12 protein-coding genes are annotated in these 13907 nt (G+C 61.2%); 6 read left to right on the top strand and 6 right to left on the bottom strand.

Annotated elements, in window-relative coordinates; translation table 11 throughout:
* Positions 1 to 94 precede the first annotated feature (94 nt).
* From GTP46_RS22755 to GTP46_RS22730, 6 genes are read left to right on the top strand one after another with little or no spacing between them, the layout of a single operon-like run.
* Entirely contained in the window at positions 95 to 3301 is a 3207-nt protein-coding gene (locus tag GTP46_RS22755) for an O-linked N-acetylglucosamine transferase family protein (protein WP_161008914.1), read from the top strand.
* Between the two features lie 31 nt (positions 3302 to 3332).
* Positions 3333 to 4217, top strand: coding sequence for a glycosyltransferase family 2 protein (locus GTP46_RS22750; RefSeq protein WP_161008913.1), 885 nt, complete (start codon positions 3333 to 3335; stop codon positions 4215 to 4217).
* 10 nt (positions 4218 to 4227) lie between these two features.
* Entirely contained in the window at positions 4228 to 4650 is a 423-nt protein-coding gene (locus GTP46_RS22745; RefSeq protein ID WP_161008912.1) for a sugar 3,4-ketoisomerase, read from the top strand.
* 6 nt (positions 4651 to 4656) lie between these two features.
* A complete protein-coding gene (locus GTP46_RS22740; protein ID WP_161008911.1) occupies positions 4657 to 5964 on the top strand; it encodes an MBL fold metallo-hydrolase in 1308 nt (435 codons plus the stop codon).
* Positions 5965 to 5982: 18 nt separating this feature from the next.
* Positions 5983 to 7098, top strand: coding sequence for a DegT/DnrJ/EryC1/StrS family aminotransferase (locus GTP46_RS22735; protein WP_161008910.1), 1116 nt, complete (start codon positions 5983 to 5985; stop codon positions 7096 to 7098).
* Positions 7099 to 7101: 3 nt separating this feature from the next.
* On the top strand, positions 7102 to 7647 hold the full coding sequence (locus GTP46_RS22730) for a GNAT family N-acetyltransferase (RefSeq protein ID WP_161008909.1): 546 nt from the start codon (positions 7102 to 7104) through the stop codon (positions 7645 to 7647).
* Here GTP46_RS22730 and GTP46_RS22725 read toward each other — a convergent pair whose 3' ends face one another.
* From GTP46_RS22725 to GTP46_RS22700, 6 genes are read right to left on the bottom strand one after another with little or no spacing between them, the layout of a single operon-like run.
* A complete protein-coding gene (locus GTP46_RS22725; RefSeq protein WP_161008908.1) occupies positions 7648 to 8988 on the bottom strand; it encodes a class I adenylate-forming enzyme family protein in 1341 nt (446 codons plus the stop codon).
* A gap of 2 nt (positions 8989 to 8990) precedes the next feature.
* On the bottom strand, positions 8991 to 9224 hold the full coding sequence (locus tag GTP46_RS22720) for an acyl carrier protein (RefSeq protein ID WP_161008907.1): 234 nt from the start codon (positions 9222 to 9224) through the stop codon (positions 8991 to 8993).
* Positions 9214 to 11013, bottom strand: a complete 1800-nt coding sequence (locus GTP46_RS22715) for an HAD-IIIC family phosphatase (RefSeq protein ID WP_161008906.1) — start codon at positions 11011 to 11013, stop codon at positions 9214 to 9216. Before GTP46_RS22715 ends, GTP46_RS22720 begins: the two co-directional genes overlap by 11 nt.
* Positions 11010 to 12212 carry an SDR family oxidoreductase gene (locus tag GTP46_RS22710; protein ID WP_161008905.1) on the bottom strand — a complete coding sequence of 401 codons (1203 nt, stop codon included), beginning with the start codon at positions 12210 to 12212 and terminating at the stop codon, positions 11010 to 11012. Before GTP46_RS22710 ends, GTP46_RS22715 begins: the two co-directional genes overlap by 4 nt.
* Complete coding sequence (locus GTP46_RS22705) at positions 12213 to 13235, bottom strand: 3-oxoacyl-ACP synthase III family protein (protein ID WP_161008904.1); 1023 nt, start codon at positions 13233 to 13235, stop codon at positions 12213 to 12215.
* Positions 13232 to 13906, bottom strand: coding sequence for an MBL fold metallo-hydrolase (locus GTP46_RS22700; protein WP_161008903.1), 675 nt, complete (start codon positions 13904 to 13906; stop codon positions 13232 to 13234). The genes GTP46_RS22705 and GTP46_RS22700 overlap by 4 nt, the downstream gene beginning before the upstream one ends.
* Position 13907: the final 1 nt, after the last annotated feature.

Here is a 13907-nt window from a genome sequence, read left to right as displayed (position 1 = left end):
TACAGTCTTGCTCCAGAGCCAAAAGTTGCCCCTTACCTAGCTACAAAAAGGTATGATAGGGCTTACCTTTTGTGGTTCAATCCGAAGCTCAGCTATGACCGTACAAGTACCTGCTGCACCCGCTCCCGTCGATAACAGCCCGCTGGGCACCGTCATGGGCATGGCCGTCCAGGGCGTCCTCTCCATCGGCGACCTGTTCGGCGCAGCGGCAGTGCTGCAGGAAAGCGGCCAGCTGCCCGCCGCTATCGCCCTGTACCGTACCTGGATTGACCACACGCCGTCGCCGCTGGCCTACGCTGCCGGCTTCAACCTGGCCGTGGTGCTGTCCAATTCCGGCGACGATGCCGGCGCCGAAGTGGTACTGCGCCGCGCCATCGCGCAAAACCCGCATTTCATCGAAGCGCGCCTGAATCTCGGCACGCTGCTGGAACGCACCGGCCGCCCAGACGATGCGCTGGCCATGTGGAAGTCGATCCTGTCCGACCCGATCGAACCGGATATCAAGACCAACACCACGCTCTACATCCAGACCCTGAATAACCTCGGCCGCCTGCTGGAAATCCAGAAGCGCTACCCGGAAGCGGAAGCCATGCTGGCCGTCAGCCTCGGCGTCGATCCGCAGCAGGCCAATGTGATGACCCACTGGGTCCACCTGCGCCAGAAGCAGTGCGAGTGGCCGGTGTACGCCGGCCTCGAACACATCTCGGTCGCCACCATGATGGAAGGCACCTCGGCGCTGGCCATGCTCAGCGCCTCCGCCGATCCGGCCATGCAGCTGGCCGCCGCCAAGCGCTTCGTCAACGAGAAGATCAACGCCGCCGTGGCGCCGCTGACCGGCGCCCATGGCTATGGCCACAACCGCCTGCGCATCGGCTACCTGTCGTCGGACTTCTGCTCGCACGCTGTCTCGATACTGACCGCCGAGCTGTATGAACTGCACGACCGTAACAAGTTCGAAGTGTATGCCTTCAGCTGGAGCCGCGAAGACGGTTCGCCGATCCGCGCCCGCGTGGTCAAGGCGATGGACCATTACATCCGCATCGACAAGTTGAGCGACGAGCAGGCCGCGCGCACCATCCGCGCCCACGAAATCGACATCCTGGTCGACTTGCACGGCCTGACCTTGGGCGCGCGTCCGCAAATCCTGGCCTACCGCCCGGCACCAGTGCAGCTGACCTACCTCGGCTTCCCCGGCAGCACCGGCCTGCCCGGCATCGATTACGTGATCGCCGACGAATTCCTGATCACGCCGGAAATGACCGAGCACTTCACGGAGAAGCCGCTGTACCTGCCGGACTGCTTCCAGATCAACGATCGCCAGCGCGCCATCGCCGCCAAGCCGACCCGCGCCTCGGTTAACCTGCCGGAAGATGCGTTCGTCTTCTGCTCGTTCAACAACAACTTCAAGTTCTCGCCCGACCTGTTCGAAGTGTGGATGAACATCCTGCGCCGCGTGCCGAATTCGGTCCTGTGGCTGGTGGCCGATTATCCGGAAGTGCGCGAGAACCTGTTCCGCTACGCCGAGCAGGCGGGCATCGACCGCAATCGCCTGATCTTCAACACCCGCGCGGTGCCGGCCGAATACCTGGCGCGCTACCAGCTGGCCGACCTGTTCCTCGACACCTTCCCGTTCAACGCCGGCACCACCGCCAGCGATGCACTGTGGGCCGGCCTGCCGCTGCTGACCTGCGCCGGCCAGACCTTCTCGTCGCGCATGGCGGGCAGCCTGCTGCGCGCAGTCGACCTGCCGCAGCTGATTACCCACAGCTTCGAAGATTATGAAGAGAAGGCGGTGGAACTGGCCAACAACCCGCAGCGTATCGCCGCGATGAAACGCCAGCTGCAAGCCAACCGCCTGACCTGCGCGCTGTTCGACAGCCCGCGCTTCGTGCGCAATATGGAAGCCGCGCTGCTGAAAGTCGCCAAGCCGGCCGCGCCGCGCCTGGCGGCGCCGACGCACGCCGTACATCCGTCGGAAGAAACGCCCACCACACCGGTGCGCATCGACCAGATCCCGATCGTGGCCGTGTCCTACAACGCGCCCGACCTGATCGAAGCGCTGCTGCGCACCCTGCGCCAGTTTTATACCAACCGCGTCTACATCGTCGATGGCTCCAACCCGGACGTAGCCGAGCAAATCCGCGCCATCACCGATGGCTACGACAACGTCGAATTCATCCCGTTCGGCTACAACATCCACCACGGTCCCGGCATGTCGTGGGCCATCAACCACCTTGGCCTGTCGGGCGAGGTGCTATTCCTGGACTCGGATGTGGAAATCCTCAAGGCCGGCTTCCTGGAGTCGCTGCACGAACATCTGCGGCCGCAGATGTACGGTGTCGGCGGCGTTCAGGGCGTCAATGAATTGGGCCACAGCCGTCCGCTGCCCGAGGGCATCCCGTATCTGCACCCGGCCTGCATGCTGGTCAACATCGACGTGGTAAGACTATGGCCGCTGCCGATCAAACATGGCGCGCCGCTGCTGCCGGCCATGCTGGCACTGCACCAAGCCGGTCAGAGTGCGCTGGTGCAGAACGTCGACTGGGTGCGCGACGATTTCGCCAAAGATCCGCAAGTACGCCACTTCATCAAGCATGACTGGCAAGGCACCGTGATCCGCACCGGCGGCTATCACTACGACCTGCCAAGCAGCGGCGGCGAATTCAACGCCGACCTCCTGAGCCTTGTGCCGACCACCGTGCGCAAGGTGGTGGAGCTGGGCTGCCGCGACGGCTCCTTCGCCAAAGCCTACCGCGCCCGCAACCCGCTGGCCAACTACACCGGCATTGAGTCCGATCCAGCACCGGCGCAAGCAGCGCGTCCACACTGCGACTTCGTCTTCAACGAGCATATCGAACAAGCGGGCGCCGACCTCTGGGACCACGTACGCGGAGCCGATTGCTGGGTGCTGGACGAAGCACTGGAAACGCTCGACGATCCGTGGACGCTGCTGCAGAAAATCCGCACCAATATCGCACCAGGCGGCAAAATCGTCATCGCCATGCGCAACTTCCAGCACTGGAGCGTGCAAGCGCGCCTGAATGCGGGCGACATGCGCTACGGCCCTGGTGGCACTGAGAAAACCCGCAAGCGCAACTTCACCCGCGGCGTGATGCTGGAAATTCTGCAGCAGAGCGGCTTCCAGATCAGCGGCGGCAGCGCGCGCGTCACCGATGAACCGGCGCGCGAAAAATACCTGCCGGCGATCCGCCTGATGGCCGGCGCCAGCGGCGTCGATCCGGTGGTGGCGGTGGAAGATGCGCTGCCATGGCAGTACATCATGATCGCGGTCGCCGCCTGATCCTTGTTATCGACTTATCCGGACCTTTTACATGAGCCTTCCCAAAGTCAGCATCATCATCCCGTCGTACAAGCCGCAGCATTTCGAAATGTGCCTGCGCTCGGCCGTCGGCCAGTCCTACCTGAACACCGAAATCCTGGTCAGCGATAACTGCCCGACCGAAGAGATCCGCGACATCTGCGCGCGCTACGCGCACAACGGCGTGATCTACCAGCGCTCCAGCGTCTACCGCGAACAGAACGTCAACGCCGCACTGGCTGGCGCCAAGGGCGAGTACATCAAGCCACTGTTCGACGACGACCTGCTGCACCCGTTCTGTATCGAGCGCATGGTCGCCGCCATGCAGCCGCGCCCCGACGTGGAGCTGGTCTTCTCGGCCTCGCAAGTCATCAACTCCGACAACGAACGCACCGAAACCCGCCGCCCGTATGAAGCCAGCGGTACCCTGTCCGGCCTTGATGTCCACCGCCGCGTATCGCTGGGCATGGAAAACTTCATCGGCGAATTCACCACCGTGATGTTCCGCCGCCAGACCATGTGGAACGTCGGCCTGCAAAATCTGTACAAGATGGGCGACCATGACTTCCTCACCGGCCTGGCCGACCTGATCGCCTATCTGAACCTGACCAAAGGCGGCAGCATGTTCTACATCGACGAAGAGCTGACCTACTTCCGCAAGGACCACCGCTTGCAGTCGAACTCCAACCCGACCTCGAATCCGTTCTTCGGCAACTGCTTCTCGGACTACATCGACCTGCTGCGCGTTTCGCTCGATGCGGACACCATCAACCGCGATGAGTACCGCTCCATGCATCCGCAAGTAGATGCCGTGTTCCTGCGTTTGAATAATCTGTTCCCGCAAGTCGGCGAGGCGCGCGACCGCTATCTGGCCAAGCTGGCCAAACTTGACCAGTAAGGAGCATTGCATGTCACACCTTGATGAAGCGCGGCTGATCGACCTGCCCAAGTTCCACGACCCGCGCGGCAACCTGTCGGTGATCGAGGGCGGGCAGCACGTCCCGTTCGACATCAAGCGCGTGTACTACCTGTACGACGTGCCGGGTGGTTCCTCGCGCGCCGGCCACGGCCACCTGGAGCTGCAGCAGTTCTTCATCGCCATGTCGGGCAGCTTCGACGTGATTGTCGATGATGGCTACAACCGCAAGAAAATCCACCTGAACCGCTCCTACTACGGCCTGTACGTGCCGGGCATGATGTGGCGCGAGGTGGAGAACTTCTCGTCGGGCGGCGTGTGCCTGGTGCTGGCATCGACCCGTTACGATCCATCCGACTACTATTTCGACTACGATGAATTCGTGCAGGCCGCACACAAACACCATCCTAAATAACGCATCATGATGAATCCTCAACTGACCAGCTTTTACGAACGCTTCGGCGCCGGCGATGGCTTGTTCTACCCGGGCCACGCATCGGCGCTGGTGGTCCTGGGCGGCAAAAAGATTCTGTTCGACCCAATCGTGCTATCGCAGCCTTACGATAACGCCTGGGTGTTCTATCCGCCGCAGGTAGTCGACCCGCGCTGGTACGAAGTGGATGCAGTGGTGGTGTCGCACATCCACCAGGATCACTACGACGTGCCGTTCCTGAGCAAACTGAAGCCGGAAGTAAAGCTGATCATCGTTGGCGACCGTCCCGGCTTTGAGGCGGACATCACGGAAAAGGTTGGCCGCGAAGTGATGGTGGTGCCGCCGGAAACCGTCAACCAGATTTTCCCCGGCGTGAAGCTGTATGCGATCAACCACGAGAGCAATGGCATCGACTCCTCGGCCATCGTCTACAACGACCGCTTCTGCGTTTACCACGGCAACGACAACTATTTGCAGCCGGAGTCGATGCGCAAGTTCACGCAAATCAATCCGCATATCGATGTCGCCTGCGTGCCGTATGCGTACATCCACTGGTATCCCTTCCTGATGGAGTACGACGACGATGTTGAAGGCAAGACGCACAAGGAGCGCGAGCGCGCGCGCCTGGTCAACCACTACCTGGACGACTTCCTCAACAACGTTGAGATCCTGAATCCGGACGTGGCGATCCCGTTCGGCGCCAACCTGCTGATCGACGACGGCAATATGCGCTCGGACATCAACATGGCGGTGCAAACGCCGGTGGAGTTGACCGACTACGCACACAAGGCGCGGCCAGAAACCGCCAAGCGCGTACAGCCCATGCTGGCCGGCGACTACTACGGCATCGGCCCGAATGGTCCTGAACTGACCATCGCCCAGACCTACGAAGCGGAAAGCTATCGCGACGACGCGCAGGCATTCCTCGCCTCGCGCCCGCAGAAGAGCGCCAGTGTGGATGGTCCCGCCGTCGACATGCCGCAATTCCTGCAAAAACTGAATGCGCGCCTGGAAGACTGCGCTGCGCCGATCGACAACATCGTCCGCATGGACATGGACTACCGCGGCAGCAAGGTGCGCGTCGAAATCGACTGCCTGACCTATACGGCCAGCGTGGTCGATCACTTCACCGAAGGCCGCCCGTTCCACCACTTCAAACTGGACAAGGTTGCCTCGTCCGACTGGCTGAATGGCGACAGTTTCCTGGAAATTCTCGGCACCCGCCGCTTCACCTTGAAGCGCGTGCCGGACCTGTACATGCCAGACCTGCTGCGTCTAGTGAACACGGTGTTTTAAACACAGATTGGAATCATCATGAGCGTCCCCTTCCTCGACCTGAAAGCAATCAACCTAGCGCAAGCCGCCGAGCTGGAAGCCGCGTTCAAGCGCGTGCTGCACTCCGGCTGGTACATTCTCGGCTCCGAGACCGCCGCCTTTGAAGCCAGCTTCGCCGAGTACTGCAACAACGCGCACGGCATCGGTGTGGCCAACGGCCTCGATGCCATCTTCCTGATTTTGAAAGGCTATGGCATCGGCCCGGGCGATGAAGTCATCGTGCCGTCCAACACCTTCATCGCGACGTGGCTGGCAGTGAGCCACTGCGGCGCGAAACCTGTACCGGTGGAGCCGGTGGAAGGCACCTACAACATCGACCCATCTCTGGTGGAAGCGGCGATCACCGCCAACACCAAGGCCATCATCGCAGTGCATCTGTACGGCCAGCCGGCCGACATGGGGCCATTGAAAGAGATCGCCAAACGCCGTGGCTTGAAGCTGATCGAAGATGCAGCGCAAGCACACGGCGCGCGCTACAACGGCGGCGTGGCCGGCCAGTTGGGCGATGCAGCCGCCTTCAGCTTCTACCCGGGCAAAAACCTCGGCGCGCTGGGCGACGGCGGCGCAGTCACCACCAGCGACGACGCGCTGGCGGAAAGCATCCGCACCTATCGCAACTATGGCTCCAAGATCAAGTACTACAACGACGTCCCCGGTTACAACTCGCGCCTCGATGAACTACAGGCAGCCCTGCTGGCGGTGAAACTGACCACGCTGGACGCAGGCAACGAACAACGCCGCGCAATCGCAGCCTACTACCAGCAGCACCTGGCCGGCCTTGATGGCCTGACGCTGCCGGTAATTCCATCGTGGGCGGAGCCGGTGTGGCATCTGTACGTGGTGCGTCACGCGCAGCGCGACCGCCTGGCCAAGAAGCTGGCGGAAAAACAGATCGGCACCATCGTGCACTATCCAGTGCCGCCGCACCTGCAACCTGCGTATGTGGAGATGGGCTACAAGGAAGGCGACTTCCCGATTGCGGAAGCGATTCACCGCGAAGTTCTGAGCCTGCCGGTGTCGCCAACCATGACGCTGGATGATGCAGCCGAAGTAGTCGCCGGCGTCAAAGCCGCGCTGGCGGAGCTGGTGGGGTAAGAGATGTTTCGTAAGCCGCGTTCAGTACGCGGACGGCAGCTGCTGTTCCGCGACGCCACCGTAGCCGATGCAGAGTTCATCCTCGCATTGCGCACGGACGAGAAGAAAGGCGAGTTCCTGTCGGCCACCGCGCCGGACGTGCAAGCGCAGCGCGATTGGCTGACGCGTTACGCTGCAGATGACACGCAAGTCTACTTCATCATCTGTAAACTGGATGGCACACCGGTCGGCACCGTGCGGCTGTACGACCAGCGTGGCGACTCCTTCTGCTGGGGGTCGTGGATCAAGAGCGATGGTGCGCCCAGTGGCTTCGGCGTGGAGTCGGCCCTGATGATTTACGATTTCGCGCTGCAGATTGGCTTCCCGCGCGCGCACTTCGACGTCCGCAAGGGGAACACCTCAGTGATCCAGTTCCACCAGCGCTTCGGCGCCGTGCAAGTCGGCGAGACCGACGAGGACAATCTCTACGAAATGAGTAATGACGCCATCCACGGCGCGCTCGCCCAGTACAAAAAATACCTGCCGGACGGCGCGACAGTCGAGTTCTGATTACTCGCGGCGGATTTTTTTCTGGCGCACGCTGTGTAAAGGGCCTTCCGCCAGGATCACCTTGGCCGGCACTTTAAACGGCGCCAGATGCGCCAGGCATTCCTGGCGGATGCGCTTCTTCAAGCTGTCGGCGGTCTCCGGCGACTCCACCACCACCTTGGCGACCACGATGTTACCCAGCATGGCGTGCTTCTCGCCGAACACCGCCACGTCCTGCACGTTGTCCATCTCCAGAATCACGCTCTCCACTTCCGACGGATACACCTTCTGGCCCGCCACGTTAATCAAGTCCGTCACGCGGCCGAGGATACGGAAGTAATCGCCATCTACTTCCACCTGATCCTGCGTATTGAACCAGCCATCCGCGTCAAACTCGGAAGGCGCATTCAGATACCCGACCATCGCATACTGCGACTTAATCCACAGCACACCATCCACCACCTTGGTCTGGAAGCCCTCGCCGCCCACCCGCACCCACAGCGAGCCATCTTCGCGCGACTGCGAACGCAGCACGCCGACTTCCGACAAGCCATAGGTCTGCAACAAGTCCACGCCCGGGAACTGCGCGCGCACGCGGTCCAGCGTCGATTGCGGCATCACTTCCGTGCCATAGGTGATGCGCTTGAGCGACGACAGGTCGTACTGCTTGTGCAAGTTGGACGCCATCATCAGCGTCAGGAACGACGGCGTGGCTGGTAGCAGCTCCACTTTGTATTTCTCGATCGCCGCGCAAATGTTCGGCACCGAGCGATCCGCCACCGTGACCACCATCCCCATGCTGGAGGTAATCGCCAGGATAGTGTTGATGCCGCCGAAGTGATCGATCATCAGGAATGGAATGGCCACCACCGGCGTACGCTGCTTGCGGAATTTCTCCGTGACCTGATTGAAATCGTGCAGGATGCCTTTCGGCTTGCCGGTCGAGCCAGACGAGAACAGCACCATGCCCGGCGTGCCGCGCTGGCGGAATTCATTGAGCAGCGCGTTATCGCTCTTCAGTCCACGATGGCTAATGGTAGCCTCGCGGCCAGCGGCATCAAACTCCACATACCATTCGCAGCCCGAAACAGCCAGCGCCACCGACTCTTCCACCACCGAGCTGCGGGTCAGCGGAATCACGATGCTGCCGTTGCGGCCCAGCGCCATGATCATGCAAAACACTTCCGGCGAATAATCGCCCAGCACCACCACGGTCTCCCCGCGCTGGATGCCGGCATCCTGAACGTGCTGATAAAAATCGTCTATCGACGCCACCACGCCGCCGTAGCTGACTTCACGGCCTTCGTGGATGAAAGCGATGCGCTCAGGCGCGCTCTGGAACCGTTCGATCAGCCATTCCATGCTTACACTCCCAGATCGTTCAGCACCAGCTTAATCAGTTTGTAGGAAGTGATATTGCCTGCGTCTTCGTCGGGAATCGAGACCTTGAATTCCTCTTCCAGCGCCAGCACCAGATTCATATGGCGCAGCGAGTCCCACGAAGGCACGTTGTCCATGCTGGAGTCTTCGTTGATGGTGGCGGCATCCACGTTCAGCATGGTGGCCATTACTTGTTTCAGTGCGTCTTCATTCAACATAAGTCATCTCTATCCATGGGTTAGGGGGAGCGGCGAAATCTGCCGCGGCGATGGTGTATCTTCGCACACCTTCGCTGGTTTCTTCATGTGCGGGCATGCCAAGGCTGCCGTAAAAATCGGCCACCTGCGCGTTCTTGGCGCTCGGGATATATTCCGCACGCAGTTCAGTGCAGCCGCGCTGCATGGCGTCGGCGACGATGCGGGGCCAGATGCCCGTTTCGATGCCACGGCCGATCACGCGGCAGCTCATGAGGAAATTCTCGACGATGGCAGCCTTGCCTTCGTAGCGCATCACGGCCACGCCGGTCAGGCCGGCACTGCCAAATTTATCGCTCACCACCAGCGAGTAGACGGCATGCGTGTCACCGCTCATCATCTGCTCGATGTCAGCTACGCTGTAGCGCGTGGTGGTGAGGTTGAACTGATTGGACTTCTGCGACAGTTCGCTGATACGGGCGGCACTGGCGCGGGCGTTGCGTGTCAGTTCGACTTTGAGTTCCAGCGAGGCGAGGTACTCTTCCTGCGTAGCGAATTGCGCTTTCAACTCTTCCGCGCCCGCGCGTTGGCGGTATTGTTCGGTCTTGCCTTTGCTGTCGGCCGCAATGCCGCCGGCCAGGAACAGCGATTTGATTTCCGCCACCACGCGCGGATAATCGGACAGCGTGCCTGGCACCTGCACGGTTTTCACCATCGGCAGCTGCTGGCGCACGGCTTCGCATTCAAACGAGGAGTCATCCACGAAGACGATGCTATCCAGGCCGACATTGAGCTCCTGGGCCAAGGCGCGCAAGTTGGACGGCTTGTCTTCCCAGTTCACTTTCTTGACGATGATCTGCGACTCTTTCAGCACCATGTCGGGATGCTTGCGCAGCACTTCCTCAATATCCGCCGGATTGTTCTTGGTGACCAGCGCAAGCAGAATTCCCTGGCGTTCCAGTGCCGCGAATTCCTGCTGCATGCGCCAGAAGATATTGCCCGGATAATCGTAAGGACCAAGCTTGATGCCGTTCAGCAAATCCTCGCCGATTACCCCGCCCCACAAGGTATTGTCGCAATCGAGCGCCAGCACTTTGTAGAAATGGGCGCCAAAGCCGCGTGCAGCGGCAGCAATGCGGCGCGCCAGTTCGTTCATGAACGCGCCGCTGTATGGCGCTTTGCTGCGGAAGTAGAAGCGGGTGTCGAACGCGGCGCCTTGGCCCACTGTTCGCACGATGTCTTCGGTATCAATGACACGGATATTCGCGTACGCGGCGGCTTCGTCGCGCAGCGCAGCGTTGAAGCGTGCCAGCACAAGCGCCACCGCATCCTGCCCCGCCACGTCAGCCGGGCTGCCCATGCGGTGAAAGGTGCCGAGGTAGATCGCCGGCACCGCGCGTGCCTTGTCGAACACCATGCGGTAGCGTTGGCGCAGCTCCGCTTCTTTGGCATCGATGATGGACGGATCGAGATTGACCAGTTGCGCTTCAAACGAAGGCAGCAAGTTATCAAAGAACGGCAGCAGCACGATCTGCTCCACGCCAGCTTGCGTGAACAGATCGATATCGCCGATAGGATCGTCGTAATTGCCGGCCACCAGATCGATGCGCGCACCATTTAGCAGGCCATGTTTGCGCAGGTAGATGTTCAGCAGATCGACCGTCGCCGAGGACGACACGCCGATCTTCACCACGCGCGGCTGCTCTTCCTTTTCCAGCGCGGTCACCGCCTGCGTCAGCTGCATCATGGTGCTGTCGGCTTTGGCCAGCACCGCCAGCGCCGCAGCGCGCGGGTCGACAGGAACTTCGCTCATCGCATCGCCATCCCGCCGTTGACGGCCACGGTGTCGCCGGTGATAAAGCCCGCGTCATCCGACACCAGATACGCCACCGCTGCCGCCACATCGGACGGCTTGGCCAGGCGGCGTAACGGCGTCTGGCGCGCGATCATCAGCTGCGCCTTTTCCGGGATATCGCCAATCAAGGTGGTCTCGCACATGCCTGGCGAAACGCAGTTCACCGTAATGCCCTGCGGCCCGAGTTCGGCCGCCATGTAGTTGGAGAACACCTGCAACGCCCCCTTGGCCATTGCGTACCCAGTCCACGTGACGGACGGCGAACCATCCAGCACCTGCGACGTAATATTCACGATGCGGCCCCACTTGCGCGCGCCCATCTCCGGCGCCACGGCACCGGTCATCAGGAATGCGCCTTTAACCTGCACATCCATCTGCTGCTGCACATCGTCCCATGCAGTGGCGGCGAACGGCTTAGGATTAATGCGCGGCGATGCGTTATTCACCAGCACACTCACAGCGCCGAATGCTTTCACCGCCGCCTGATACAGCGCCTGCGCGCCTGCTTCGGTGGCGATATCCGCCTGCACCGCCAACGCGCGGCCTTTACCTTCGCCAGTGGCGGCATTGATCTCCGCCACAATCTGCGCCGCGCGATCGGCCTGGCCGCGATAGTTCACCACCACGTCAAAACCATCCGCCGCCAGACGCTGGCAAATCGCCTTGCCGATCCCGCCAGCGCCACCCGTCACAATCGCCACACGCGGACGCGCGGCCAGCGCCGGCTTGACCTCCGGCTCCGCCGTCACCAACACCTTGACCTTGCCAACGCCGGTCAATATCAGCTGCTGGTTCTGATTGACGATCTTCGTATCCAGCTCCAGCAAACGCTCGCGCTCATGCTTCTTCAGCACCGTCGCGCTGATGGTCAGCACATCGCCCAGACGCACCGGCAGCAGGAATTCCATATTCTGCGACACCCACAGCGCGCCAGTTCCCGGCAGCTTGGTCCCGATCACCGTCGAGATAAACGAAGCACCCAGCATGCCGTGCACCACGATATCCTTGAACGCCGTCGTCTCCGCATAAGCGCGGTCCACGTGCAGCGGATTATCGTCGCCCGTCATCTCGACGAACTTGCGCACGTCCGCTTCCGTAATGTGCTTGGTCAGCGTCTGCGTTTCGCCAACCTGGATCGCATCGAAATCTTTAAACATTTACGCTTCCTTTTTGGCCATCTTCCAGCGCCATACCGAAGCACCGAAGTTGAAGCCGGCGCCGACTGCCGCCAGCACCACCGTATCGCCATCCTTGACCAGCTTTTTCTCCACCGCCTCGCTCATGGCAATCGCCAGCGACGCCGCCCCCGTATTACCGACGCGGGCAACGTTGGTGTAAGTCTGCTCCAGCTTATAGCCCATCTTGCGGACGATATACTCAATCATGCGCAGGTTCGCCTGATGGAACAGCATGAAGTCCACCTCGGCAGGCGCCACGCCGCTCTTCTCGCACGCCTTGCGGATGACGCGCGGGAGGTGGGTAATCGCCTGCTTCCACGTGGCGATGCCATTCATCTCCATGTAATCCACCACCGGATCAAAGGCGCGGCCAATCAGCGGATGGCTGGAACCACCGCCGCGCATGCGCACCGATTCATAATTCGAACTATCGGTATGGAAGGCCGATGAAATAATGCCGTCCTTCGGATCATCACTGCGGCTCAACACCGCAGCACCCGCGCCATCACTCAGGTAAATCGCCGTGTTGACGTCCGAGCGGTCGATGTAGCGCGACAGGAACTCGACGCCGATCACCACTGCATTGCGCACCGAAGGGTCCACCCGCATGCGGTCCGACGCTACCGTCAAACCAGTCACAAAGCCGGTGCAGTTAGCCTGCAAATCGAAGATCTGCGCATTGGCGGCCTTCAGCTCCATCTGCACCTTGGCCGACAACGGCGGGTAAATGTAATCACCCGAGAAGGTGCAAGCGATAATCAGGTCCACTTCCTCAACGCTGATGCCCGCCATCTCAATCGCGCGCTGCGCCGCCAGCACCGCGTACTGCGATGCCGATTCATCCAGTCCGGCAATGTAGCGCTGCTCGATGCCAGTCTTCTCAACGATCCACTCTGGCGTCACATCCAGGTTGCGGCACAGGGTCGCGTTGTCCTCCGCGTGCGCGGGCAGGTGATGGCCGACGCCGGAGATGGTAATGCCTGGGAATGGGGAAGTGCTCACGATGCTGCCAGCCCTAAAAAGTTTAACAAAGCGGCGTTGCCGGTGCGGACCGACTCGCCGTCGGCCGCGTTACCGTGGCCGGGATAGATGGTGCGCTCTGGCGTCAAATCCTGCCAGTAGCCGAGTATCGTCTGCTTCAACACCGCGTGGTCCTCACCCGGCAGGTGCGACAAGCCTACACCGCGCGCATACAAGGTGTCACCGGTGAACCAGGCGTTGCCGAATTCGATGATGCAGGAACCCGGCGTATGGCCAGGCGCAGGCAGGTAGCGCAGCGGCGTACCGGCGATGTCGGCGACATGGTCCGGCGCCACCAGTGTCGCTTCCGGCAGCACCACCTTGTGCTGAATCTTCATGGCCATCAGCAGGAAATTGGAAGCCTTCATCAGCTTGAGATCTGCCTTGGGCACGAACACCGCGCTGCCGTATTTTTTCTGGAAGTGCGATGCGCTGCCGGTGTGGTCGAAATGGCCGTGGGTGCAGTAGACCGCGTGCGGATGGAAGCCATGCTCGCGCAATTCCGCGTCGATGGTCTCGCCATCCAGCCCGGCGTCGATCAGGATGCCGCCGCCCTCCACCTGCGCTTCGCAAAAGTAGGCATTCGACGAAAACTCGCCGCTGGTGACGCGCCAGACATTCCCGCCGCCCCAATTGCCAACCACGTTCGCCATG

Origin of the sequence: Duganella flavida (genome assembly GCF_009857445.1) — a bacterium.
GTDB classification, from domain to species: domain Bacteria; phylum Pseudomonadota; class Gammaproteobacteria; order Burkholderiales; family Burkholderiaceae_D; genus Rugamonas; species Rugamonas flavida.
The sequence above is the reverse complement of the archived record's forward strand: the minus strand, read 5'-3'. Positions and strand labels throughout refer to the sequence as shown.